Here is a 23,156-nt window from a genome sequence, read left to right as displayed (position 1 = left end):
AGTGAAGATCCGTGTTTAACTCAATCCCCACAAAACGTACATACCAACCACAAGGTACACTAGACTAATCAATCGAACTAAAAGGTTGAAGATCAGATTAATCGCAAGACCTTTGATGTAATCCGTACTAATTTGCCAGCCAGCTAGTACAGAATTGAATGCCGCCAAAATCAACACGACACTAGACAATGCCTTGTACCAAATAGGCGCAAGCAAAGCTGAAAAGTCCGCAAGATTGCTTGGCTGGTTATCTATCAGTAAAACGACCGTAATGATTGCCCAAACACAAATTAAGGCATTTGTGATGCGTTGAAATAACCATTCTTTTGTGCCACTTCTGGCTTTATCTGCTGCACTTATAGCCATACCCAAACTCCTGATAAAATACTTAAAACAATACCAACCGCAATCGCGAGTTTGGAAACGAACATACCACTTTCTAATTCTTCAAAGTGCCCAAAGTCTTGAATGATATGCTTAATAGTAGCAACCACATAATAACCCAGTGCCGTCAGCATACCCCAGACAACAAACTGACCAATAAAGTTATCAGTCATGTAGTTGAAGATTGAGTTAAAGCGGTCGTCAGACTGCAAAGAGAAGTAACCTGCTGTTAGAGACATACCCAAGCCAACCCAAATAATGACGGCTGAGATGCGATGCAGGATAGAGGCAATAGCCGTAATCGGCAGGCGAATAGTCTTCAGATCTAGGTTGATCGGTCGAGCTTTGCTCATTAGTGAGCTCCTTTATCAATCATTACGCAGTGAGATGATTTAATCTGGTGAAGATTATTAGTTAACTAATGCCAATATAGTCATGACATTAAAAAAACGCACACATTCTAATACAATTTGACGCAGAACAAGAGTGCTAAATACAAGCTTTGAGCTTAAAATCATTAGAATGGTGAAAATAGATACTGAAAATGGCGGTGTTTTAGATCACAACTTCTTCGACGATGAGGATCGAAATGAAAAAAAGCCACAATTAAGTGGCTCTTTTTATAGAGAAAAGTACTGTTTATATCATTGGGTTAGTGACATCACGATCCGGCCTGTAATCTCACCTTTCTCCATGTCAGAGAAAATATCATTAATGTCCTCTAACTGTTTCTCTTCAATAATGGCTTTTACTTTGCCTCGGGCCGCAAATTCAAGACACTCTTCTAAATCTTTTCGCGTACCCACAATTGAGCCTACTACGCTAACACCGTTTAAAACCGTGTTAAAAATGGGTAAAGGCATGTCTTCAGGTGGCAAGCCCACTAGGACGCATTTGCCGCCTCGACGGACCACATCGTAGCTTTGCCTAAATCCAGCTTTGCTTACTGCGGTACATACTGTTGCATGTACGCCACCAGTTAAGTTGACAATATCATCAACCACATCGTCTGTTTTAAAGTCAAAATATTGCTCAGCACCTAGCTGTTTGGCCAATTGACGCTTTGCGTCTCCTGTATCGACTGCAACCACTCGTAATCCCATGGCAACAGCATATTGAACCGCCAGGTGCCCTAACCCGCCGATACCAAAAATAGCAACCCAGTTCCCCGGTTTAGCTTGAGACACTTTCAAGGCTTTATAGGTCGTCACGCCGGCACAAAAAAGAGGGGCGGCGTCGACATAATTCAGACCATCAGGGACTTTTACGACATAGTCCCCATGGGCGGCACAGTATTCAGCATAACTACCATCGACAGAATAGCCTGCGTTTTGTTGAGATAAACAAAGGTTTTCATCGCCAGATAGGCAGTATTCACAATGCCCACATGCACTGTACAGCCATGGTATGCCAACTCTGTCACCAATACTTAAATGCTCAACATTGGCACCCACTTCAATGACTTCACCAACACCTTCATGACCAGGAATTAATGGTAGGGTTGGCTTAACGGGCCAATCACCGTGGCAGGCATGTAAATCCGTATGACACACACCACAGGCATGTATTTTAACCAAGACTTGATGAGGGTTGATTTGAGGTTTGGCTACCTCTTCTATTTTTAATATGTTGCCAAATTGGTTTGCGACAGCCGCTTTCATCATCTTCTCCTATTTAAAGAGTGATTTCGACACTTTGATGTTAGTCGATAAAAACAAAACAAGATGCGACCTAGATCAAGGAAAGGGGCGAATAAGTCCTCTTGCTCCAGTATGTGGATAAAAGCCAGTTATTCGAATCTTCCAAGCTTTGAGATGGCTTTCGAGCAAAAAAATTCATGACATAGTGCAAATACAGGGCAATTTAATAAAAAAGCTGTGATTTACGGTTAAGCGAGCCTATATTAATTTCTTAGAACATGTCTTTAGGTGTGATATGAAAGTGCAATTACTCATTATATTAGCGGTTTTGTTGTCGTCATTATTGACGATAACGCAGCGTGCTAATGCGAAAGAAGTGAGTCAATTACGCTGGATTGAACCCAGTTTAGAACAACGCTTCTGTGAAGTCTCTGTTCCAGATCAAGACTTTGGTTCTGATAAAAGCCTTTTACTGGCTTACCGCGACAGCAATGTATTGGATAACACCCTACTCAACCAATACATCCCACCCGTTGAGATATCGTCTAATTACGACATTAATAAAACTGAGCCAAGAGCACCACCCGTTTCATAACGTATTCAGAATTGCTTTATAAAAAACTAAATTTTTGAAGGAGTTTCGTTATGAAAACACTTACTTATATTTCAACAAAAGATGTTAATGAATTAACTTGGCCAAACACATCCGATAATACGAATTTGTATTCATCTGCTCTCACGGTATTTACAGACTTTGCGACAGGCGGACCAAGAGTAATTGAATCCAATGTTCGTGCAGACGAATTGGTTACTTTAATGCGTAAAGAGCATGTGCGCATGAAGTTGGTGGTGGATTCAAACAATCAATTTATAGGCGTGATCAGTTTAGAAGATTTATCTGAAGATGTGTTTATCCGTAAAGTAGCGGATGGTTATCAGAGATCTGAGTTGCTTGTCACTGACCTCATGCGCTCTAAAGAAACACTTTTAGCTCTGTCCTACAATTCATTGAAGAATTCAGACATTGAATCACTGCTGTTTAGTCAGCGTAACAACCCTTACCAACACTTATTAGTCATTGATGAAACGACTAAGGCGATTCGTGGTTTGGTCTCATCGAATGATGTGGCTCGGGAGTTAAGATTGGACATAGATGTGTCTTTCTCTAGCTTCCAACAGATCTACACAATTGCGTTGGATGAAGACAAAAAAGCGACGCAAAAACTTAGAGTGGCTTAACGAAGACGCGAACAAGTTGACTGTTTTTAGCGTGGTTATTAGAAACCTTGCTTAATAAAAAAGAGGCTTAATGATTAAGCCTCTTTTTTTTCAATCCAGTAATAGTAAGTATCTTCTTTCTGTTCTTGCTCAAGTAAAGTATGGCCGAGAAATTGACAAAATTTGGGAATGTCTCGAGTGGTTGATGGGTCCGTTGCTGTGACCTTTAGTATTTCTTTAGCTGAGATTTCTCTCATTTTGGCGTGCAACATCATAACGGGCTCAGGGCAAAGTAATCCGGTCGCATCAAGCTCAGCTTGGTGATCCATGTGTATCCTCTATAGTAATTTTGATCTATAAAATTAGAGTGACGACAAAATTTGCTTCGTTTGCAACCACTCAGTGGTAATTTTAGCAATTTCTTCGATCACTTCTGTTTGGGTTTTATTGTATTTCTTTAAGACTTTGAAGTCATGATCTGCGCCTTCAACCCAATGAATCTCTACATTTTCTGGCAGCTCTTGTTGGCTAACCCAATCCAGATTACCTAATGAGTCTCGAGTACCTTGAAGAATCAAACAGGGTTTTTCTATGTTTTCCAGAAAAGACAAACGATGTTTTTCTGGTTTCCTAGGTGGATAAAATGGGAAGCCGTAACATACTATCGCTTTAACTTGGTCAAGTTGCGATAACTGAGTTGCGACACGCCCCCCCATGGATTTTCCAGATACGACGCAAGCTGTATCAATTGGGATAGCATTTTCATACTCTTCAACCAATGTCTTAAATTGAGTTGGCGGTCTTCGCTTCCCTGTGGTTTCTTGTTGTTTCATGTAGCCAAAAGTAATCGGCGCTACTTGAAACGATGACGCATTCTGCAGCGCTTGTCTAAGCTGAATCAAAAAATCACTTTGATGCCCGGCTCCAGCACCATGAGCCAAATAAATCGGAAGTGTCATAAAGTTAAGAAGTCTTTAAAAAATTAGCTGCATTATAAAGTTTTCTCGCCTAATGGTCTAAGTTTATTGATCTGTGTCAGGCTACCAGTGAGAACGACAGAGTACACTTCCTATTAGAAATTTTAATAGGAACACAGCATGATTTGGGATGACTCTTTAATTAAAAAGTATGACTTGTCCGGCCCTCGTTATACCTCTTACCCGACCGCGCCACAGTTTGATTCAGGTATCAATAAAATAGCTTTGATTGATCGTATGATGGCTCCGTCAGACTCACCATTAAGCTTATATTTTCACATCCCTTTTTGTGCCAATCTTTGTTATTACTGTGCCTGCAATAAGATTGTGACAAAGCAATATCAGAAGGCCACAGACTATGTTGAACTGCTAGGGGAAGAAATGCGCCTTAGAAGTTTAATGATGGATACTCAGCGTCAAGTAACGCAATTGCATTTTGGTGGCGGTACGCCGACTTTTTTGAGTCAGGAAAACATTAAAACCTTGTTTGGTTACATTCGCCAGAATTTTAACTTGATTGATGATGGCTCCCAAGACTACAGCATTGAAATAGACCCAAGAGAAATTGATCGTGAAAAACTGGCTCTGTTGGTTAAGATGGGCATTAATCGAATCAGTTTAGGTGTTCAGGATTTTGATCCGAAGGTTCAGCAAACCATTCACCGTATTCAGTCCATCGATTTGGTCACAAAATTGGTAAAAGATGCTCGTGAACTCGGTATCCAATCCATTAATTTTGATTTGATTTATGGGTTACCCTTCCAGTCCGAAGTCGCATTCCGTAAAACCCTTGATGAAGTCATTAAATTGTCACCTGAGCGGATTTCTCTATTCAATTATGCTCATTTGCCGGATCGATTCCGAGCACAAAAACGCATTCCAGAAGACAGTTTGCCAATCGCCAGTGAAAAACTCTCTATACTAAAGATGAGTATCCAATATTTGGTGGATGCGGGTTATAACTACATTGGCATGGATCACTTTGCTAAACCTGAAGATTCCCTTGCAGTGGCACAAAAAACAGGTCACCTCCATCGTAATTTTCAAGGCTATACCACCCATGCCGATACAGATTTAATCGCGTTTGGCGTATCTGGAATAAGTAACCTACATGGTGTTTATATGCAGAACCATGTAGATTTATCTCATTATAAAGACAGTATTGAGAAGGGCCAGTTAGCCATTGCTAAAGGTTACATCAGTCATAAGGATGACAATATTCGTCATGACGTCATAATGACCTTGATATCTCAATTTTCATTAAGCTTTAACAAGATTGAAAACCAATATAATATTAGATTTTTCGAATATTTTAAAAATGAACTTGAAATGCTCCAACCTATGTTGAACGATGGCATGTTAGAGTTTACTGGTTCGCATAATAAGACAGGGATACAGGTCACTGAGCGCGGCAGGTTGTTAATACGTGGGATTTGTATGGTGTTTGACAAATACCTTAATGGAACAATCAAATATTCTAAAGTTATCTAGATAAGGATTAGGGAGAATACACATGGCTATCACACACACGCAGCCAAGGTTCAGCAGTAAATTAACATCACAATGTCAAAATTGCAGTTTGAGTGCATTGTGTTTACCCATCGCTTTAGCCGATGAAGACATCAATCGCTTGGATCAGATTATTGAGCGAAAGAAACCGCTTAAAAAAGGCGAATTCTTGTTTCGACAAGGTGATAATTTTGATTCACTTTATGCTGTTCGCTCAGGCACCCTTAAAACCTATAACATCACCTCATTGGGTGAAGAACAAATTACTGGATTTTATTGCCCCAGTGAATTGCTTGGTTTAAGTGGCATTGATTCAAGTTCTTACCCTGTTTCAGCAAAAGCACTAGAAACCACAACAGTGTGTGAAATTCCTTTCAGTCATTTGGAAGAATTGTCGACGCAAATCCCATCTTTAAAACACCAGATCTTCAAGATCATGAGTCGTAAGATCTCTGATGATCAGCAAATGATGGTCTTACTCGGAAAGAAAAATGCAGATGAAAAAGTGGCTTCATTTTTGCTGAATTTATCCAATCGCTTTAAACGTCGGGGTTACTCGGCTTCCTCTTTTCGCTTGTCTATGTCTCGTGGTGAAATCGGCAATTATCTAGGGTTGGCAGTTGAAACAGTGAGTCGTGTTATTACTCGCTTTCAAAAAAACGAATTAATTCATGTAGACGGCAAAGAGATAGAGATCGTTAATTTTGAAGAAATGCAAAAACTCGTTGGCGTAGCCCATGATTGTGATAAGATTGCACACTTTTGATTAATGCAGAGGCAATTTAAGAGATGCTCTACGATGATTTTTACGTCAAATCACTCATTCAGACAGTAGAAGACTGGCCAAAGGAAGGCATTAGTTTTCGGGATATTACCCCGATTTTTAGTGACCCAAAAGGAATGAGGATGGTTGTGGATGCATACATTCATCGCTATATCGACTCTGATATCACGCACATTGCTTGTATTGATGCTCGTGGCTTTTTGATTGCCGCAGTATTGGCGTATGAGCTACAAAAACCACTCATCCTAGTACGAAAAAAAGGCAAACTGCCAGGTAAAACTATTTCACAGAAATACGCGCTAGAGTACGGTGAGGCTGAGCTTGAAATCCAACAAGGCTCTGTGAAAGCGGGTGACAATGTTTTACTGTTCGATGATCTTATTGCCACCGGTGGAACCCTATTCGCAGCAATAAAGCTTCTAACTCAGCAAGGTGCTGAGATTAAAGAAGTGGCGGCTATTATTGATTTACCTGACTTAGGCGGTAGCCAAAAACTGAGAGACAGCAATGTACCTGTTTACAGTCTTTGCGCTTATGATGGCGAATAAATTATCCTCTGAAAACCAAAAAAGGTGACCATTATTGGTCACCTTTTTTGTTTAAAGTCTAAAACTCTCTTTAAGCAAGAGATTAAACTGAATTAGAAATCGACATTGGCACCAATGGAGAAGCCTTTGTTAGTTTCTTTACGCGTATTATCGTCATAGATAATGACGGTATTACCGTATTTGATGTAGGCACGTGCATTTCTCATTGTCATGTATTCCAAACGGAAATCGTAGGTATACATGTGATCTAAATTGGTAAACGAGAGAATTTCAGGGGAGTAATAGACAGAGCCATATACACTCAGACGATTCGCTTGTTGTAATGTGTAGCGATACCAGCCACCTAGGCTTAACGCGAGAGAGATTTCATTTTCATCGTTTTCAAGCTCAGCATCCATTGCGTATAAACGAACACCGATTCCTACTTGTAAAGGACCATTACCGCCTTCTGAATCTTCTACACTTAAACCAATGTAACCCGTTGAGGTATCTTCATCTTTATCGTGTGAAACACCACCATTGACACCAAAAGAGCCCATATCAAGATTAAAGTCACCTTGCACCGTTTCATTCGTCAAGTTAACCCCTGCTGTAGAAGCGCCTGCAATAGAAGATCCTAACAGGCCAAACGCTAAGAAAACGGCTTTTACATTCAAATTCATTTCTCAAATCCTATAGTGAAATAATGTTCAATCGATCAAAAGCTGATGGCGATTGCTTCAGCTCTTTAAAGTCAAAAAGTTCTGTGTCTGCCAAATGAGAAGGTACAACATTTTGCATTGCGGTGAACATAGTATCTGTTCTACCCGGGTAATCTTTCTCCCACTGTTGCAACATGTCTTTCACCACTTGGCGCTGTAAATTTTCCTGAGAACCGCACAAATTACATGGAATGATTGGGAAGTTTTTCAATTCTGAAAACGCTTCTATATCCTTTTCTTTACAATATGCGAGTGGACGAATGACAACATGCTTGCCATCATCACTTAATAGTTTTGGCGGCATTGACTTGAGACGACCACCAAAAAACATATTCAAAAACAGGGTTTCTAAGATGTCATCACGGTGATGGCCTAGTGCAATTTTTGTCGCACCAATCTCTTCGGCAAATCCATAAAGTGACCCACGGCGTAGACGTGAACAAAGTCCACATGTGGTCTTACCTTCAGGAACCACCTCTTTAACAATACTGTAGGTATCGCGTTCTAAGATATGGAAATCTACCCCTGTTTCTTTCAGGTAGGCTGGTAAAATATGCTCTGGAAAACCGGGTTGTTTCTGGTCTAAATTCACGGCCACAATTGAAAAATCAATAGGGGCACTGGCTTGTAAATTTCTTAAGATCTCTAACATAGTGTAAGAGTCTTTACCGCCAGAAAGGCAGACCATCACTTTATCACCTTCTTCAATCATATTGAAATCAGCAATGGCTTGGCCCGTTTGTCTTCTCAAACGTTTCTGAAGCTTATTAAGCTCTAATTTTTCTTTGGGACGATTTGTTAAATCCATCATTCACACACTAAAAATAAAACAATCTTATTTTACTATAAGCTCAGCGACATCGCATCAAAAATGAAATAGAAGCGTAAAATGTGCATGAAAATCCATTATTTATACGTGTTTGTCATGTTCGCAGAATATGAATTTTGATTGTGATAAGGGTGACAAAGTCTTAATCGCGCTATTATGACATCACTTAGCGCTCAGCTTGATGAAGGTCTTTTAAAAAGGTCAGACAGGCGTGGCATTCTTTGCAAATGTATTCGACACCTTTTTGAGCACGTGAATGACGTCGTTTGGTAAATTCATGTTGGCGGCAAGCACAGGCATACAGGTAACTGCTTTTGAGTGGAGGCACCTCGAACGCGTGCGTTCTATTTGGAGGAAGTTGATACACTTTTCTCATGACGGCTTGCCACTCTTTGCCATGAGGACGAACCGATGTGCCATAAATCTGATAGACAATAATGTGTGCCACTTCATGAGGCACCACCGTATTTAAAAATTCAACCGGGTTTTGTTGAAACATAAAGTGGTTAAATCTCAGTTCATTTTTCTGTAAATGAGCCGTACCAGCCGCCCTACCTCTTTGCTTGAAGTTGCAATGAGAGTGATGGAATTTATGATTAAAGAACGCTTCAGCAAGCTGAAAACAGAATTCAACCTTTTTTTGCAGCGCAATTATTTCTGAATCAGTTACTGTTTTGGTGCTCATAGGCTCAAACATTAAGATAGCGTTTTATTCATACTTTGATCATGCAGAAGACTTAATAATGAATCCGAAAAACGACTTACTTCGTCAATAGAAATGCCAGACAGGCGACTCAGTGAAGCAGCATTAGTTGGTTTATGTTGACATATCTTTCGTAGCTGTCCATCAGTCATATTAATATCGACTTGGTTGTAGAGCCAAGCTTTGGCTTTGTGCCAATTGACATGATCGGCCATCAGCTCTTCCTCTGTAAGCCTTGGATAATAATGATCGTTCACTAGAATGACCTGGATTTCCCCTTTCAAAACCTGACGAGCCTTCTCGTTCAGTTGTACGAGAAAGTGATGGTTTCCTACGATCTGAATGTATTGGAATGCCAAAAGATGTCGAATAACGGTTTTCCATTGCGCTTCCGTTAACTCCTTGCCTTTTCCAAATAAAGACAATTTTTCTGCTTGAATGCTGCTGGTGGTTTTAGTTCTTTTGCCCAACAAAACCTGAATGAGAGTGGAGAAAGCCTGAGTACCTTTTGTGTAATAAATCAAGGACAAAAGTTTCTGACAGGCGATTGTCGCATTATGCTCAGATTGCTTACTGGTACAACGATCACAAATACCACATACCTCAGTCGTTTCATCAAAATGCGCTAACACAGAGACTTTACGACATTGACGATCTTCTAATATTTGAAACAAACTGGTCAGTTTTGTTAATTCTAATCGAGCTTGCTCAGGTGAATTACTTACTAACTGCTGAGCTTTTAACATATCCTGTAAGCCATATAAAAGAAGCGCTTTAGCTGCTTTGCCATCCCGTCCAGCACGCCCTATTTCCTGATAATAGGCTTCTGGTGTGTTGGGAATATCCATGTGAATCACAAAACGTATCTGAGGCAAATCAATTCCCATACCGTAAGCAGTGGTAGCGACCATTATGGCACCATTATCGCGGGAGAAGGTTTCATGGCTCTGCTGTTTGTCTTCATCCTTCATCGCTGCATGATAGGTCAGACTATTGAACCCTAAATGACGTAGCCAAGCGCAAAGTTCTTCTGTTTTATTGCGTGATCGGCAATAAATAATGCCGGATTGTCCAGAGACTTCATGATGGAGGAAGTGCAATATTTGGTGCTTAGCTTGTTTTTTCTGGGCAATTTGAATTTGTATATTAGGTCGATCGATGCGGCCTTTGAAGATGTCTGCTTTTGAGATGCCTAAAGAGGATTGGATTCCTTTTAAGGTTTTATTATCAGCACTGCCTGTTAAAGCAATGATAGGCACATTAAAAAATGATTGTTTTACTCGTCCTAATTGACTGTATTCTGGTCGAAAGTCCCCTCCCCACTGCGCAATACAGTGCGCTTCATCGATAGCAAAAAGAGCGATATCAACACTTTGCAATAGGCCCATTATTGATGGCTGAATTAACTTTTCAGGAGATAAATACAAAAACTCGATCCGATTATGTCGGATTGACCAGACCAAATCATCTTGTTCACCAGGGTTTAACGTGGAGTTCAAAAATTTGGCATGAATGCCTTTTGCATTCAATTGATCTACCTGTTGAGTCATTAAAGAGATCAACGGGCTGACAATGACAGCAACACCATTGCGTAGCAGACCAGCGGACTGATAAATAAGCGATTTACCACCGCCGGTCGGTGCAGCAAGAACAACATCTTGACCTGCAGATAATGCATCGATTGCCTCTTCTTGAAGAGGCCGATAATCTGTGTAACCTAAGCGCTTAAGAGCCTGTCGTTTTTTCGAGTTCATGGAATAATTATCTCTGATTTACGCGGCTTCTGCATCGATTTTTCCGGGTCTTTTCGCTAGAATCACAGTCTATATTAACATTAGGAAATGAAATACATGGCACACCAACCTCTTGATGATCTGGAACTAGAAACATTAGAAGATTTTTTGGATTCAGACCTGGTTCACGAAGAATGTCAAAACTTTGTGATGGCACATGGCTTTTTAACGGCTTTGGCAATCTGCCCAAAATTGATTTCTGAATCTGACTGGCTGCCTGTTGTATTTGAAGAAACGCCTAAGTACGAAAATGATAAGCAAGAAAAACAGATGGCTCAATATCTGACTCGCCTATTAACGGACATTCAAAAAGAACTTGAATCAGAAGAAGGGTTTTTATTGCCTTGTGAGATTGAGATGGGTACGTCCGCTGACGAGTTAAGCGAGTTGCAAGAATGGGCAACCGGCTTCATGGAAGGTGTTTTCATGACAGAAGCTCAGTGGTTTGAATCTGAAAAAGAAGAAATTGTGGCTGAGCTACTGTTGCCCGTGATGGTTGCGTCTGACCTTTTTGATGACAAAGAAGTGCTTGAAATTCGTGCTAGCGAAAAGCTGACAGCTTCCTGCATTGCACAAATTCCTGAAGTGGTAACGGATTTATTTTTAGTGTTGAGAACGGAACCAGAAAAGAAACCCATGCCAAAGAAAGCACCTTATAAGGGCAACAATAATAAAAAGAAAAAAGCTAAGTAAGCAATTTACTCTGTGCGCAGTGCAACCAATGTGATGTCATCAAGTTGTACTGCGCCACCTAAATACTTTTCTAATACTTGTTCTGTCTTTGTTTGTGCTCGCATTAAGTTTTCATCTCCATATGACATTTTAATGAGCGACTTCACCTGGTCTTCACCGTACATCTTCCCCTCCGCATTTTTGAGTTCCAACACGCCATCAGACAAAATAACCAGTGTGTCGCCGGTTTTTAATTGATCACGCTCTAAGCTTGGGTCAAATTCGCAAGTGGATTGTACGCCCAGTGGCATATGACGAGAAGGGAGGCAATCTAGTTCGCCTGACGAGCGGCGAATCATGGCATCAGGCATGCCTCCTCCCCAGTAACTAAAATGACCATTCGGCGACAACAAAATCAAATAGCCGGCGCAAAACATATAATCAGGCAAAATACTGTTTAAAGTCTTATTAATTCTAATGGCCAACTCACTTAAACTGGTGAGATCATCAACGGCATCAAAAAAGGTCTGCATAACGGGCAATGCACCAATTGATGCGGGTAAACCATGCCCCGTAAAATCTCCGACAAATACCAATCTCGCACCATCGGCTCTTGTTTTAACAAGCGCTAAGTCGCCATTAAAGCTGGCTGCCGCTATGCGTGTTATGACGACTTGATCCGAGTTTTTTTCACTTCTGGTTTGAATATGATCAAGTACTTGATGTGCCATCTCATGTTCGCGTTGAATCATGGTTTGGAAGAAGGTGAGAGCTTTATTTTTCTTATACATCTCTTTTACCAAAGCCACATGACGCATATGGGTTTTAAGACGTATATTGAACAGCATTTCATCGAAGGGTTTTGGTAGGAAATCATCCGCACCAGAATGGAAGCACTGATCCATGACGGAATCAGACGTATGTGAGGCAAGAAAAAGCATAGGAACAAAGCGGCTGCCGCTTAAGTTCTTGAGCTTTTTTACTAATTCGAGACCGTTACCACCTTTAATGATGACATCCAAGGTCACAATATCCGGTGCGAAGTCTTTAAAGGCTTCAATGGCTTCATGATATGACGCCACCGTTTTAACATTAAGCCCTTCTCTTTCTGCACAAAGTGTCAGGATGTCGCGGTAAACAGGCTCACTATCTATGCATAATAATTTCATTCTTCCCTTTATATAATATTAAAGCGCTTATCAAAGCGAGAAATCATTAGGATGTTCTTGATAAAGGCATTCGCCCCTTTAAGGTCAATATCTTGTTCGGCAGGAATGGCATTTCGCATACTAAGAAGCATGCCAAGCGCTGCACTGTCTAGATACTCAACCGAAGACATATCGATAACGTAACGATTAAAATCACCATCTAAATCAGTATACGCTGCTCTGAAATCGTTGAACAAAGAAAAATCAAAGCTGCCAATTAAGCTGATTGTCACAGTGTTGTTTCTGTTATCTTGATTTACAGTAATACTCATACAGTTTGAGTAGGCTTATCAGCCTACTCTCCTCCGAGGCACTTAGGTGATAGAGGTGCAGACTGTTCACGATCTTGCCATTCATCTAAAGTATAAAGATGCATAGCAAGGGCATGAATACGCTGCATTTCTTCTTGTAAACTAGCATATATTAGTTGGTGTCTTTGAACGAGTCTTTTACCAGCGAAGTCATTTGAAACCAAAATCAATTTGAAGTGTGACTCACTGCCCTCAGGCACATTGTGCTTATAACTCTCGTTTTCAAGCGACATATGGTGAACATCAAATGTCGCTTTCAAACGTTGCTCTATTTGCTGCTGAATGATCATACTTGTCTCGATTAAGCTGGCGTTAATACACTGTCAGATTGACCATTTAGTAGAACCTGACCTTTCTCTTTTGGATAAGCGACATCAATAGAGACAGCGCCACCTTCACGCCAGACACTGATAATGGTATCCATATTGGCGGCCATAACAGCACGCTTGTCATCTGGCGCTGCGGCAATTACTTGCAAACCAATGTCTTTCATAAAGCCCATACAAGTAGAAGTCTTCACCATATCTATCTTGTTAAAGGCTTCATCAAACATGGCTAAAGAGAATCCACCAACGATATCGCCATCCATCGTTTCATGTAAGCGGTATGTGGTAGAAAGCGCGGCTGCGATCGCCAAGTAGAACGGAATTTGGTGTTCACCACCAGAACCTGTCTGAATACGTTGACTCAAGGTGGTCTTCTTATTGCCATCGCTGTCTAAAATGTCGACTTCAAAGTTGTAGAACTTGCGGTAATCCGCGAGATCTTGCTGTTTTTCTTCATCCGAAATCAACTCTTGAATAGCTTCAATCGCACGAGCATGTTCTGGATCATCACTCATTTGAGGGTCAAATAAACCACCAACGTTAGCTTGATCTTGTGCACTGAAGCGCTCTACTAGATCTAAAATGTCTTTCATATCGCCATTCGGGTAATAGCGGAATTGATAGATCTCTTGGTTGAATGGACGACGTTTCAAGCTGTGGTTTAATTCGCGAATAATGTGCGCCACTTGGTCTAAAGAGTCTTTTAGCTTCGACACATAGTCAGAACGGAAGGTTTCTTCAGCCTCTCGGCGAGCAATCTCAGCACGTTTGGCGTATTTGGCCAATTCAGTTTCACTCAAAACGTCAATCTGGTACGAAACGTAATGCTCAAATTCTTCAAACTTAGACTCCAGATAATCCAATTGATTGTCATCGTCTAAATTGGCTTGATGGTATTTAGCATAGTGATCGGCCACTTCTTTACGAACTTTTTGATCAAAGCTTCGAGCCTTTTCATTGGCTTTTTCTGCTCGACTGATGGCTTCCTTATAAATGGCCGCGCCATGAACCATACTGCTTTCCAGTAGCGAATATCGCTCACTGGCAAACTCAGCGTCGTATTTAGGGTTAGATGTTAAACGAGTACGCTCTTCATCCAATGCTGACAAAGCAGAGCTGAGTTGAGTTTTTTGTGTATTTAGGGCACCGAATTGCTCTGCGATCTGCTGACGCTCACGATCTAGCTTCTTCTGCTCTAACTCAACATTGGCGACACGAGTTTTTAGTTCTTCGATTCGCTCTTGCAGATCCGTATCATCATGTTGTTGTAACTGACTGATCTCAGCGTTTACCGCTTCCAACTCTTGCACTAAACGTGTCACTGCATGGCTGGCATTTCCCAATGTTTCAACATCAAATTGATTGTTAGCAATGACTCGACTAAGCAAAGCGTCTGCTTGCTCAAGACGTTGATCGGATGTTAACAAGTTAGCCAATTCAGCACTGAGCGTTTTCAGCTGTTGCTCACGGGACTCACGCATGCCTTCGGTATTTATGCCAACCATCATATGAGGGACAGAGCGAATGGTTGAAATGGTGCCTGACAGCTTCAACATGCCATCAGCGGTCATGGCGCTGTCTTCTCTTAGCAACTCACGTTCTGTTTCAACAGGTTTAATACCGCCAAGTCGACGATTTAGGTAAGCTTGAGCATGATCATTATTACAACGAATAAAACGCAATGCAGATTGTCGATCACCACGGCTTAACCATAAACGTGTTTGTGTCGTGTCTACAACACGACAGCCCATTAGTTGACGTCTGTGGGCGCGGAAAATGCGAATGGCCTCTTCTGCATCTTCAGGCTCAACAATTAAGGCTTCTCGTTGTGCACCCAAATAGCCTTCAATAGCATCTTGCCATTTGCGTTCTGTGACTTCGGCCAAATGACTTAATGGTGTTGCGGTGATATTAGCGTCTTTTAATAGTGCAATGAGTCGTTTGGTATTTTGTGACAGTGGACTTACACCGCCTTTTAATGAAGACACATCAGACTCAAGCTGTTTGCATTCGTCTTTTAAGTTCAAGATGCTGCGGTTTAGCTCTGATCGTTGAGCGAACAACTGCGATTTTTCTTTATCCAACGCTTCGTTTAACAAAGACAGTTTCTGAGTTAAGGGTTTTAAATTACCCTCAATGCGACCATCTTCACTAATGACAGTTTCTAATGTCGCTAATTCTTGAGCGAGCTCAATAGACTCTTTTGATAACACTTCTGAAAAGCCATCTAAGGCTTTCAGAAGTACTGACATTTGACGTAACTGCAGGATGGCTTTTTGATCTTGCTGACCTTGCAGTTCAATCAGTTTTTTATTTTGTTCAAGCTGTTGTAGTTTTAAACCGACATCTGAGTGTTCATACTGTTGCTCTAAGCGTAATAGCTGACTTTGAAGCTGCTTTAACAAACTCGATTGGGTGGCTAATTCTTCTTCTATTTCTTCTTCACGCTCTTTTTGCAAGTCATATTGGTCTTGAATGTCATCTTGCTTGCTGCCCAACTCATCAAATCGAGCTTCAGTCGCTATCCATTGATAGTTAATGGCATTTTGGTCATGTTGATGCTTTTTCTCACAGTCTTGTTGAATAACTTTGAGGTCATCAATACGTTTAGAGACTTCCAGTGTTTTGGCTTCCAACTGGCGATATTCATTTAGCGATTTCTGATAAGCGCCAACTTGCAATGGGGCTTCAGTCAAAACAAAGTCTTGTACAAATCGAGTTGGTGACGCAATAGGTACGAATTTTAGTGCGTTCTTGAAGTTCTTCAAAAAGCCATCAATGGTAATGAGTTGATCAGAGCTCGGACTCAATTCTTCTAAATAGCGATTAATGTATTGAGTAGCAGAAGCACTACCAGATTTGATGAACGGGTCTAAACAGATTTTCTTGAAGCTTTCACGAACTTCAATCCAAGGCTTGGCTTTGTAGCTCTTACCTTCCATTGCGTCAATGAAATCGGATTTACGAGCGCCAAAGTTAGGCAGCACAAAGCGTCCTAATACATCTTCTTCTGGCGACGCCAAAGAGGCGCTTAAAGTAAGTCCAACGGTAGACTCTTTTCCTGTAACACTGTCTTCAAACACCAAAGCAAGATAACAAGTCGCATCTTGTCTTGGTTCAGTTCCAAATACTTTCGCATTGGCCTGGCCTGAGTCGATCATACCCAAAATGTAGGAACGAATACTACGACCACTCGCCTTTCCGTCGTTAGCACTGGCGTTGTAATTTAGGTGGCGCTTGCTGGCACCAGTCAACACAGTTTGGATAGCATCCAATAGTGAGGATTTACCTGACCCTGTTGGTCCGATGATGGCCGTGTTGCCACGGATGTTGATTTCTTCTGCACCAAGTAGGTACCAATTTACTAATACAATTCGATTTAACTTTTTCATTATCAGGCCCTAGTCTTGATTCGTCTCAGAGGTGATTTCAACATCACTGTCGTCACTTTCTATGTCGTCTTCATCTGGGTCTGTTCCATTGAAAGACTCTAATTGTCTTAAATAGGCTTCCGTAACAATCAGGCGCACCACAGGCGTAATATTGATGATCTGGTTCTTACTGTCTTCTTCGTAGGTCTTGCCGCGAATGATCACACCATGACGACTGAATAAAGATAAAATATCTTTAAATCTCGTCTCACTTGGGATTTCTCGTTTTACCAAATGCACAAAACGATCCAAAATGGTGTGTGTATTGGTCGCCACAAAACCATTGTCTACTTCGAAGTTTTCAATCTTTTCTTCGTATATTTGTCGCAGTACTAACAAGAATAAAGTTTCATCGGTTTTTAATCGTACGAAAGCTTCTCTTTGAACCGGCAAAACACCGGCTAAACGCTCATTTTCATTAATGTAAAGTTTCATGCCGAGAGCATCAAACAAACGATCAAAATACTCTTGGTAGGACTCAAGCAATAAATAATGTTTACGTTGACCATGTTTGTAAGCACTGGCAAATTGATTGGCAATGACATAATTCGCTGTCTGCTGGAACTCTTGTGCGTCCTTTCCTGACTCTTCAACGACCTTTTTTAATTCTTTAAGCATTAAGCTTCGCTCCTACGTACGACATTGAATTCACGGCATTCAACAAAATCATGAACATCTACAAATTGATCGGTAAATTGTATTTCAAACACATTTTCAAGCTTTTTCGCACTCACGCCCAAAGAGCCGATATAACGAAGGTGATCAAAGCACACAAAGTCTTCAACGGATGAAATGGTAAAATCCAATATGTGTTTTTGACTATGGCTAGCCATCTGTCTTTCTAGGTATGTCTGCATCTTCGCCACAGTCACTTGTCGGGCTTCATGGAATCGACGTTGCTGATCCCTAAATTTAATCGCATCCGCCGACACTTCCGCTGGCGTCATAACTCGTGGCGGTGGTGCTTCACGACGTTTTGTGGGTTGCGCAGCAGAAGCCATGCCAACGAAACGAGAGCCGATAACCTGCTTCATCACAGGTAAATGTTCGAATTTCGCGACGTCGGTGATAATGCCTGCAATTTTTGTTGCCATACCGGGGCGAGAACTATCCATATATCGGGCGGTATCCGCGGCCCGTTTCTCTAATCGATAACGATATTCATCAATTCGCTCTAGGCGTTGCTCGATGTTATTGAAGGTTTGCAATATGTCGCGACAATCTTGCTCAACCATGGCTTGCGCTTCTGCCATGGTGATAAGCTGCTGATCAACATAACATTGAGCAACCTGTCCCATGGTGGTTGGATTGGCTAAAAAGTCCTGGGTTAATTCAAGAATTTGTCGGCGAAAACGAAACGGGTTATTACTGGTTTTGATGGTCTTGTAGTCGGCAATCAGAATGCCTTCAACAAATAAATCAAAGAAGCCAGATACGATGGCTTTAGGGTCTCGACTAGCAAATAATTCACGTTGTAAGCTGCGAATACCCAATAAGATTTGGTTCAAATGGGCGGAAAACTCTCGTGCTGCTTCTGCTGATTGACGAAGAGTAACCCCCCTTTCCTTAGGCTGTTTTGCCACCGCTTCCAGATTACTCAAAATGCTAAGTACGGTTGCACCATAGTTACGCTTACCATGACGGCTGATTTCGACCAAAGATCGTAACAGCATGGAAATCTGTGGCGTCATAAGCACACTAACACGATACAGTTCTTGCTCTTCAACAAGCCAGCCCGTGTTGACTAATCTGTGGTAGATGCGCAAGGCATAATCATGAATGGTTTTTGGTGAATCAAAAGACTCCTTTTGGTCCTCATGCCAAGACAAGGTATCCAGCTTATGAAGCGTATCTTCTATCGATTCAATAATCGTGGATTTATCCTTGATGGGGTCTTCGGCGTGATCGTAGAAAACCTCTGCTAGATCTTTGAGTACCGCTTCGATGAGAGTCTTATTCGAGCCGCTTAACGCCTGAAAAATTTCATCTGGCAAATGACTAAACAACATTGTCATGGCTCCATGGCTTCACTAAAAACAATTGCATTCTTATTCCTTACCTAAATATCCAGCTATCACGCTTTCCATTGCTTTTTTAACGGCATTATCTTCACCGACTGGTGGCAGTAACACAATGTTTAATTTTTCACTCTGAAGCGCTTCTATTTGTGCGGGCACATCTGCACGCAGATGTCTTCCGACAGCAAGAAAAAGTGGCAGCACGGCAACAGAAGTAACATTATCACTGAGTTTTTCTACGACATCTTCTAAAGATGGCGTCGTTAATTCCATATAAGCTAAACTTGTGTTTGCTTCACCATACAGTTCTACAACTCGTTGATGAAGGGATTCGAATGGCTCTTTCCAAAGAGGATCGGGACTTCCGTGTGCAAGAAGTATGATGTGATCGTATTCTTTGCGTAACATTATCTTACCTAAATATTAACAATGGTTACCATTTTAGCCATCCTGTCAGAGAAAAAGAAGGTGCGATTTAAAAAAACGCAAAAACAAAGAACTGGTTGATCCAATTTTAGTTTTTATCCGTTTACTCTTAATCTGAATATTGAAAAATCATAAGGAATTACCATGAAGATTTTAATGACGGGAGCCACAGGTTTTATTGGTCGCTCATTGCTAAATGACCTGTTAAAGACCGATTCAGAGATCTGCGCACTTGTTCGCAAGAAGTCGAACAATCTGCCAATTGAGGTTAAACAAATTGATTTTTCTGCCCTGTCTCAGATAACAGACACGTTTGATGTGTTCATTAATCTTGCGGGAGAAAGCATCGCCGCTCAACGTTGGACTTCGAAACGTAAACAAGCCTTACTTAACAGCCGTGTTAATTTAACCAATCGCATTTTTGATTTATTGCAACATCCACCTAAAACCATCATTTCCATGTCCGCCGTTGGCTATTATGGTGTCACCAATGAAGGTGAGTTTACCGAAAATACGCCACCTGCTTCAGGCTTTGCTCATCAATTGTGTGAGCTATGGGAACGTTCCGTAACAGAGTCTGCCCGAAACGATAGTCGCGTGGTTATATTTAGACTGGGTGTAGTACTGGGAGATGGTGGTGCTTTAGAGGCAATGAGGCTTCCTTATCGTTTGGGATTAGGCGGGAAGATTGCCTCTGGAAAACAGTGGTTTAACTGGGTTCATCTGGAGGATGTTAAGCAGTGTATTTTAACGGCAATGAGAGATGAATCCTATCAGGGAGCTTATAACTTGGTTTCACCTAACAATGCCACGCAAGCGGAGTTTGCCAAATGTTATGCGAAGAGTCTAAAACGCCCCGCTTTGATCTGGACGCCACAATGGCTGTTAAACGTAATATTTGGTGAGATGTCGACCCTGCTAACCTATGGCCCTAAAGTCATCCCAGACAGGTTGTTAAAACAAGGTTATCCGTTTCAATTTGACCGATTAGATGTCGCCCTAAGCACTATTGAAGCGGAGAAAAAATAATACAGTCTTACCGTTTCTTCCGTAGCTCAGGCAAGCCTTTATCATCGTTAAGAGTGTGCGTACATTTTGGATAAGTAATACATCCCCAAAAGTAGCCATTTTTACTTTTCTTGCGAACAAGGTAGTGACCGCAGGCTCGACATGGATACTTCTTGGTTGCTGATGGTGCGCCATCATCATCTTCCACTGTAACTTTACAATCAGGGTAATTTGAGCAACCCCAAAACACATTATCTTTGAACTGTCTTTTGCGAAGTGGTGACTGACACGCTGGACATAAATAGCGTTTTGCTCGAACCGGCTTTCCTTCTTCATCATTCGCTGTGTAGTCACAATTTGGGTAGGACTCACACCCCCAAAACACGCCATTTGTGCCTTGCTTTTGTCTTAATAAACTTTGACATTTTGGGCAGCGATAACGAACTTGAGCCACTGTGACTTTCACGTCATCTTGTTTCAGAAACTCTTGTTCCCAGTGACTGCTAGGCGAGTGAGCTGTTTTAGGATCTTCTGACATGACGATTATTCTTTATAACAAAGAGCAGAGTCTTCCTGACAGGCACCTTTGCCGTCTTCTGCTAACACAGCTCGCACTTTAGACGCGCCCTTTCTTGCTGCATCTGCCGTCGCCGCGCCGGCTTCCTGTAAACTGTCCCAAACAATAGAGCCAGTTTCTTTGGCGTTTTCTCTTACTTTGCCGCCAAATGCAGAAGCTTTGCCACCTAAGTCACTGGCTTTCTTTGCGGTTTTATCTGCTACGTCAGAGGTCGTATCTTTGGCTTCTTGCCAAAATTCTATGACATTGTTTTTAGCTTTATCAAAGCTAGATTCGTCTGCATGCGCCAAGTTGACCGCTAAGCCAATGATTACAATCATCAAACGGCTAATGTTCATACGTACTCCTCTTGAATTTTTTCAGCATTTAAATACTCAAGCACAAGCTGAACATCTGTGAATTGCATTAAATTGTCATAACTTGCCAAGACATTATCATCAACTTGTTCATGAACCCAAGTGCTATGGTATGGAATGTGGATCGCAGTGGCACCGATATCAAGCACAGGTAAAACATCGGACTTTAAAGAATTCCCGATCATTAAGAAGTCTTCTTTTTGGATGTTGTGCTTGTCTAGAATCTGTTCATAGGTTGTCGGGATTTTATCACTAACCACTTCTATGACATCAAAGTAATCGGCAATGCCTGATCGAGCAAACTTACTTTCTTGGTCAAGCAGATCCCCTTTTGTTATCACCATTAATCGATAATCTGACTGAAGCGCTTTGAGCGTTGCTTCAATGTTTGGTAACACTTCAACTGGCATTGCAACCATGCATTTTGCAAGATCAATAATTTGTTGAATTTCACGGCCTAGGATGCGCCCTTCCGTTAACTCAATGGCGGTTTCAATCATAGAAAGAGTAAAACCTTTTATGCCGTAACCAAAATGCCCTAGGTTTCTGACTTGTACCTCGCCAAGATGCTCACGAATATAAGCTTCTGAATGATAGGGCGAAAGCAAGCGAATAAACTCATCCTGAGCATTCATGAATATTTCTTCGTTACGCCACAAAGTATCATCAGCATCAAATGCGATGGTTTTGAAAGCTTGGCGTGATTTTGTCATATCATGTCCAGTTTTTAATGTTTTCTTCAATGATGTTCATATAAAGCGAAATTTGGTCAGGACTGTCGTTTAACGCTGGAATGTAGTCGAATGCCACACCCCCACTGTGTTTAAACTCATCACCTAACTCAAGCGTTACTTCTTCTAGGGTCTCAATACAATCAATTGAAAAAGCTGGGCTGATCACATTGATTTTTTTAATACCCATATCAGGCAAAGCTCGAAGGGTTTCATCAGCATAAGGTTTTAACCACTCTTCACGGCCAAATCGAGACTGATAGACATGAGTCCAATCGCTATCGCCCAACTCCAACTCTTCTGCAACCAATCGACTTGTCAGTTCGCAACGACGTGAATACGGATCACCATTACTCACGTATCGTTTTGGAATACCATGATAAGACAAAACCAAATGACGTCGCTCACCTTGTTTTTCCCATTGCGCTCGAACAGAATCCGCTAAGGCTGATATGTATAAAGGGTTATCTGCATAATCACCAGCCAAATGTAACTCTGGCCAATGTGGGCACGACTTTAAGGACCTCATAAGGCGATCATATGCCGCCGCTGAAGTAGTAGATGAAAATTGTGGGTACATTGGGATCACCAGAATTTTATCTACGCCTTGCGCTCTTAATTTGTTTGCTGCCGTTTCGACACTTGGGTTGCCATATGTCATTGCCAATTCTACCGCGACTGGCACGGTAAATTCTTCACTGACCTGTCTCTGTAATTTGTCTTTAAGGCGCTGACTCAATACCAATAGCGGAGAACCTTCATCCATCCAAACTTGTTGATACACTTTAGCGACCTTAGGCGGCCTAAGGGTTAAAATTACCAAATTCAGAATCGGCTTCCACAACAATGGATTTAAATCCACCACGCGGGAGTCTGATAAAAACTCTCTTAAGTAGCGACGAACAGCCCCAGTCTCAGGTGCATCCGGTGTGCCGAGATTCATCAACAGCACGCCAATTTTTTTGTTATCAGTCATTAAAAAAACCTTTGAAATTTACCAATGCAT

The 23,156-nt window shown here is 41.4% G+C and carries 27 protein-coding genes; 7 read left to right on the top strand and 20 right to left on the bottom strand.

The annotated features are described in order from the left end of the window. Positions 1-15: 15 nt before the first annotated feature. The 3 genes from sdhD to adhP form a co-directional block, all read right to left on the bottom strand. Positions 16-366, bottom strand: coding sequence for a succinate dehydrogenase, hydrophobic membrane anchor protein (gene sdhD, locus DFP76_RS11835; protein ID WP_113874845.1), 351 nt, complete (start codon positions 364-366; stop codon positions 16-18). Next, positions 357-737 carry a succinate dehydrogenase, cytochrome b556 subunit gene (gene sdhC / locus DFP76_RS11830; protein WP_113874844.1) on the bottom strand — a complete coding sequence of 127 codons (381 nt, stop codon included), beginning with the start codon at positions 735-737 and terminating at the stop codon, positions 357-359. The genes sdhD and sdhC overlap by 10 nt, the downstream gene beginning before the upstream one ends. A gap of 291 nt (positions 738-1,028) precedes the next feature. Next, positions 1,029-2,045, bottom strand: a complete 1,017-nt coding sequence (gene adhP / locus DFP76_RS11825; protein ID WP_113874843.1) for an alcohol dehydrogenase AdhP — start codon at positions 2,043-2,045, stop codon at positions 1,029-1,031. Positions 2,046-2,319: 274 nt separating this feature from the next. On the opposite strand from adhP, the gene DFP76_RS11820 reads away from it, so the two are divergent. Both DFP76_RS11820 and DFP76_RS11815 read left to right on the top strand, forming a co-directional pair. Further along, positions 2,320-2,619 carry a hypothetical protein gene (locus tag DFP76_RS11820; RefSeq protein WP_113874842.1) on the top strand — a complete coding sequence of 100 codons (300 nt, stop codon included), beginning with the start codon at positions 2,320-2,322 and terminating at the stop codon, positions 2,617-2,619. Between the two features lie 50 nt (positions 2,620-2,669). Continuing rightward, complete coding sequence (locus tag DFP76_RS11815) at positions 2,670-3,263, top strand: CBS domain-containing protein (protein ID WP_113874841.1); 594 nt, start codon at positions 2,670-2,672, stop codon at positions 3,261-3,263. A 74-nt stretch (positions 3,264-3,337) separates the two neighbouring features. On the opposite strand, the gene tusA is transcribed toward DFP76_RS11815, so the two are convergent. Both tusA and DFP76_RS11805 read right to left on the bottom strand, forming a co-directional pair. Continuing rightward, complete coding sequence (gene tusA / locus DFP76_RS11810) at positions 3,338-3,571, bottom strand: sulfurtransferase TusA (RefSeq protein WP_113874840.1); 234 nt, start codon at positions 3,569-3,571, stop codon at positions 3,338-3,340. A 33-nt stretch (positions 3,572-3,604) separates the two neighbouring features. Further along, a complete protein-coding gene (locus DFP76_RS11805; protein WP_113874839.1) occupies positions 3,605-4,201 on the bottom strand; it encodes an alpha/beta family hydrolase in 597 nt (198 codons plus the stop codon). Between the two features lie 138 nt (positions 4,202-4,339). Here DFP76_RS11805 and hemN point away from each other — a divergent pair, with 138 nt between their 5' ends. Genes hemN through DFP76_RS11790 form a run of 3 tightly spaced genes read left to right on the top strand, consistent with a single transcriptional unit; the run spans position 4,340 to position 7,060 of the window. Continuing rightward, complete coding sequence (hemN, locus tag DFP76_RS11800; RefSeq protein WP_113874838.1) at positions 4,340-5,710, top strand: oxygen-independent coproporphyrinogen III oxidase; 1,371 nt, start codon at positions 4,340-4,342, stop codon at positions 5,708-5,710. A gap of 22 nt (positions 5,711-5,732) precedes the next feature. Then, on the top strand, positions 5,733-6,494 hold the full coding sequence (gene fnr, locus DFP76_RS11795) for a fumarate/nitrate reduction transcriptional regulator Fnr (protein ID WP_113874837.1): 762 nt from the start codon (positions 5,733-5,735) through the stop codon (positions 6,492-6,494). 23 nt (positions 6,495-6,517) lie between these two features. Further along, positions 6,518-7,060, top strand: coding sequence for an adenine phosphoribosyltransferase (locus tag DFP76_RS11790; protein ID WP_113874836.1), 543 nt, complete (start codon positions 6,518-6,520; stop codon positions 7,058-7,060). 92 nt (positions 7,061-7,152) lie between these two features. On the opposite strand, the gene DFP76_RS11785 is transcribed toward DFP76_RS11790, so the two are convergent. From DFP76_RS11785 to DFP76_RS11770, 4 genes are all read right to left on the bottom strand, one after another. Then, positions 7,153-7,722, bottom strand: coding sequence for a YfaZ family outer membrane protein (locus tag DFP76_RS11785; RefSeq protein ID WP_113874835.1), 570 nt, complete (start codon positions 7,720-7,722; stop codon positions 7,153-7,155). A 10-nt stretch (positions 7,723-7,732) separates the two neighbouring features. Further along, positions 7,733-8,572: a tRNA 2-thiocytidine(32) synthetase TtcA gene (ttcA, locus tag DFP76_RS11780; RefSeq protein ID WP_113874834.1), complete on the bottom strand. Its 840-nt coding sequence runs from the start codon at positions 8,570-8,572 to the stop codon at positions 7,733-7,735. A 184-nt stretch (positions 8,573-8,756) separates the two neighbouring features. Further along, positions 8,757-9,275 (bottom strand): SprT family zinc-dependent metalloprotease, encoded by a 519-nt coding sequence (locus DFP76_RS11775; protein ID WP_245931924.1) that lies wholly within the window; start codon positions 9,273-9,275, stop codon positions 8,757-8,759. An 11-nt stretch (positions 9,276-9,286) separates the two neighbouring features. Then, the gene (locus DFP76_RS11770; protein WP_113874832.1) at positions 9,287-11,047 is read right to left on the bottom strand and encodes a RecQ family ATP-dependent DNA helicase; all 1,761 of its coding nucleotides are present in this window, start codon (positions 11,045-11,047) and stop codon (positions 9,287-9,289) included. Positions 11,048-11,143: 96 nt separating this feature from the next. On the opposite strand from DFP76_RS11770, the gene DFP76_RS11765 reads away from it, so the two are divergent. Then, the gene (locus tag DFP76_RS11765) at positions 11,144-11,779 is read left to right on the top strand and encodes a UPF0149 family protein (protein WP_113874831.1); all 636 of its coding nucleotides are present in this window, start codon (positions 11,144-11,146) and stop codon (positions 11,777-11,779) included. 5 nt (positions 11,780-11,784) lie between these two features. On the opposite strand, the gene DFP76_RS11760 is transcribed toward DFP76_RS11765, so the two are convergent. The 7 genes from DFP76_RS11760 to DFP76_RS11730 all read right to left on the bottom strand — a co-directional run bounded on the left by DFP76_RS11760 (position 11,785) and on the right by DFP76_RS11730 (position 19,460). Beyond that, positions 11,785-12,927 (bottom strand): fused response regulator/phosphatase, encoded by a 1,143-nt coding sequence (locus tag DFP76_RS11760; protein ID WP_113874830.1) that lies wholly within the window; start codon positions 12,925-12,927, stop codon positions 11,785-11,787. Between the two features lie 8 nt (positions 12,928-12,935). Further along, positions 12,936-13,199: an STAS domain-containing protein gene (locus tag DFP76_RS11755; protein ID WP_245931923.1), complete on the bottom strand. Its 264-nt coding sequence runs from the start codon at positions 13,197-13,199 to the stop codon at positions 12,936-12,938. A 62-nt stretch (positions 13,200-13,261) separates the two neighbouring features. Beyond that, positions 13,262-13,567: a BolA family protein gene (locus DFP76_RS11750; RefSeq protein ID WP_113874828.1), complete on the bottom strand. Its 306-nt coding sequence runs from the start codon at positions 13,565-13,567 to the stop codon at positions 13,262-13,264. 11 nt (positions 13,568-13,578) lie between these two features. Further along, on the bottom strand, positions 13,579-16,995 hold the full coding sequence (locus DFP76_RS11745; protein ID WP_113874827.1) for an SbcC/MukB-like Walker B domain-containing protein: 3,417 nt from the start codon (positions 16,993-16,995) through the stop codon (positions 13,579-13,581). Between the two features lie 9 nt (positions 16,996-17,004). Further along, on the bottom strand, positions 17,005-17,652 hold the full coding sequence (locus DFP76_RS11740; RefSeq protein WP_013796246.1) for a DUF4194 domain-containing protein: 648 nt from the start codon (positions 17,650-17,652) through the stop codon (positions 17,005-17,007). Beyond that, positions 17,652-19,043, bottom strand: coding sequence for a Wadjet anti-phage system protein JetA family protein (locus tag DFP76_RS11735; RefSeq protein WP_113874826.1), 1,392 nt, complete (start codon positions 19,041-19,043; stop codon positions 17,652-17,654). Before DFP76_RS11735 ends, DFP76_RS11740 begins: the two co-directional genes overlap by 1 nt. 39 nt (positions 19,044-19,082) lie before the next feature. Further along, positions 19,083-19,460 carry a sirohydrochlorin chelatase gene (locus DFP76_RS11730; protein ID WP_113874825.1) on the bottom strand — a complete coding sequence of 126 codons (378 nt, stop codon included), beginning with the start codon at positions 19,458-19,460 and terminating at the stop codon, positions 19,083-19,085. A 162-nt stretch (positions 19,461-19,622) separates the two neighbouring features. Between DFP76_RS11730 and DFP76_RS11725 the strand changes: the two genes are divergently transcribed. Continuing rightward, a complete protein-coding gene (locus DFP76_RS11725) occupies positions 19,623-20,507 on the top strand; it encodes a TIGR01777 family oxidoreductase (protein WP_113874824.1) in 885 nt (294 codons plus the stop codon). A 7-nt stretch (positions 20,508-20,514) separates the two neighbouring features. On the opposite strand, the gene DFP76_RS11720 is transcribed toward DFP76_RS11725, so the two are convergent. The 4 genes from DFP76_RS11720 to hemH are packed head-to-tail and all read right to left on the bottom strand — an operon-like array spanning position 20,515 to position 23,126. Next, positions 20,515-21,024 (bottom strand): DNA topoisomerase family protein, encoded by a 510-nt coding sequence (locus DFP76_RS11720; protein ID WP_113874823.1) that lies wholly within the window; start codon positions 21,022-21,024, stop codon positions 20,515-20,517. 5 nt (positions 21,025-21,029) lie between these two features. Further along, positions 21,030-21,401 (bottom strand): hypothetical protein, encoded by a 372-nt coding sequence (locus DFP76_RS11715; protein ID WP_113874822.1) that lies wholly within the window; start codon positions 21,399-21,401, stop codon positions 21,030-21,032. After that, positions 21,398-22,132 carry an HAD family hydrolase gene (locus DFP76_RS11710; RefSeq protein ID WP_113874821.1) on the bottom strand — a complete coding sequence of 245 codons (735 nt, stop codon included), beginning with the start codon at positions 22,130-22,132 and terminating at the stop codon, positions 21,398-21,400. Before DFP76_RS11710 ends, DFP76_RS11715 begins: the two co-directional genes overlap by 4 nt. A 1-nt stretch (position 22,133) precedes the next feature. After that, positions 22,134-23,126 (bottom strand): ferrochelatase, encoded by a 993-nt coding sequence (hemH, locus tag DFP76_RS11705; RefSeq protein ID WP_113874820.1) that lies wholly within the window; start codon positions 23,124-23,126, stop codon positions 22,134-22,136. Positions 23,127-23,156: the final 30 nt, after the last annotated feature.

The organism is Marinomonas aquiplantarum, from assembly GCF_003314975.1.
GTDB lineage: Bacteria > Pseudomonadota > Gammaproteobacteria > Pseudomonadales > Marinomonadaceae > Marinomonas > Marinomonas aquiplantarum.
The sequence above is the reverse complement of the archived record's forward strand: the minus strand, read 5'-3'. Positions and strand labels throughout refer to the sequence as shown.

Excerpts from the sequence above, each read along its gene's own strand:
- sdhD (WP_113874845.1), bottom strand. The coding sequence starts at position 366 with ATGGCTATAAGTGCAGCAGATAAAGCCAGAAGTGGCACAAAAGAATGG.
- sdhC (WP_113874844.1), bottom strand. The coding sequence starts at position 737 with ATGAGCAAAGCTCGACCGATCAACCTAGATCTGAAGACTATTCGCCTG.
- adhP (WP_113874843.1), bottom strand. The coding sequence starts at position 2,045 with ATGAAAGCGGCTGTCGCAAACCAATTTGGCAACATATTAAAAATAGAA.
- DFP76_RS11820 (WP_113874842.1), top strand. The coding sequence starts at position 2,320 with ATGAAAGTGCAATTACTCATTATATTAGCGGTTTTGTTGTCGTCATTA.
- DFP76_RS11815 (WP_113874841.1), top strand. The coding sequence starts at position 2,670 with ATGAAAACACTTACTTATATTTCAACAAAAGATGTTAATGAATTAACT.
- tusA (WP_113874840.1), bottom strand. The coding sequence starts at position 3,571 with ATGGATCACCAAGCTGAGCTTGATGCGACCGGATTACTTTGCCCTGAG.
- DFP76_RS11805 (WP_113874839.1), bottom strand. The coding sequence starts at position 4,201 with ATGACACTTCCGATTTATTTGGCTCATGGTGCTGGAGCCGGGCATCAA.
- hemN (WP_113874838.1), top strand. The coding sequence starts at position 4,340 with ATGATTTGGGATGACTCTTTAATTAAAAAGTATGACTTGTCCGGCCCT.
- fnr (WP_113874837.1), top strand. The coding sequence starts at position 5,733 with ATGGCTATCACACACACGCAGCCAAGGTTCAGCAGTAAATTAACATCA.
- DFP76_RS11790 (WP_113874836.1), top strand. The coding sequence starts at position 6,518 with ATGCTCTACGATGATTTTTACGTCAAATCACTCATTCAGACAGTAGAA.
- DFP76_RS11785 (WP_113874835.1), bottom strand. The coding sequence starts at position 7,722 with ATGAATTTGAATGTAAAAGCCGTTTTCTTAGCGTTTGGCCTGTTAGGA.
- ttcA (WP_113874834.1), bottom strand. The coding sequence starts at position 8,572 with ATGATGGATTTAACAAATCGTCCCAAAGAAAAATTAGAGCTTAATAAG.
- DFP76_RS11775 (WP_245931924.1), bottom strand. The coding sequence starts at position 9,275 with ATGAGCACCAAAACAGTAACTGATTCAGAAATAATTGCGCTGCAAAAA.
- DFP76_RS11770 (WP_113874832.1), bottom strand. The coding sequence starts at position 11,047 with ATGAACTCGAAAAAACGACAGGCTCTTAAGCGCTTAGGTTACACAGAT.
- DFP76_RS11765 (WP_113874831.1), top strand. The coding sequence starts at position 11,144 with ATGGCACACCAACCTCTTGATGATCTGGAACTAGAAACATTAGAAGAT.
- DFP76_RS11760 (WP_113874830.1), bottom strand. The coding sequence starts at position 12,927 with ATGAAATTATTATGCATAGATAGTGAGCCTGTTTACCGCGACATCCTG.
- DFP76_RS11750 (WP_113874828.1), bottom strand. The coding sequence starts at position 13,567 with ATGATCATTCAGCAGCAAATAGAGCAACGTTTGAAAGCGACATTTGAT.
- DFP76_RS11745 (WP_113874827.1), bottom strand. The coding sequence starts at position 16,995 with ATGAAAAAGTTAAATCGAATTGTATTAGTAAATTGGTACCTACTTGGT.
- DFP76_RS11740 (WP_013796246.1), bottom strand. The coding sequence starts at position 17,652 with ATGCTTAAAGAATTAAAAAAGGTCGTTGAAGAGTCAGGAAAGGACGCA.
- DFP76_RS11735 (WP_113874826.1), bottom strand. The coding sequence starts at position 19,043 with ATGTTGTTTAGTCATTTGCCAGATGAAATTTTTCAGGCGTTAAGCGGC.
- DFP76_RS11730 (WP_113874825.1), bottom strand. The coding sequence starts at position 19,460 with ATGTTACGCAAAGAATACGATCACATCATACTTCTTGCACACGGAAGT.
- DFP76_RS11725 (WP_113874824.1), top strand. The coding sequence starts at position 19,623 with ATGAAGATTTTAATGACGGGAGCCACAGGTTTTATTGGTCGCTCATTG.
- DFP76_RS11720 (WP_113874823.1), bottom strand. The coding sequence starts at position 21,024 with ATGTCAGAAGATCCTAAAACAGCTCACTCGCCTAGCAGTCACTGGGAA.
- DFP76_RS11715 (WP_113874822.1), bottom strand. The coding sequence starts at position 21,401 with ATGAACATTAGCCGTTTGATGATTGTAATCATTGGCTTAGCGGTCAAC.
- DFP76_RS11710 (WP_113874821.1), bottom strand. The coding sequence starts at position 22,132 with ATGACAAAATCACGCCAAGCTTTCAAAACCATCGCATTTGATGCTGAT.
- hemH (WP_113874820.1), bottom strand. The coding sequence starts at position 23,126 with ATGACTGATAACAAAAAAATTGGCGTGCTGTTGATGAATCTCGGCACA.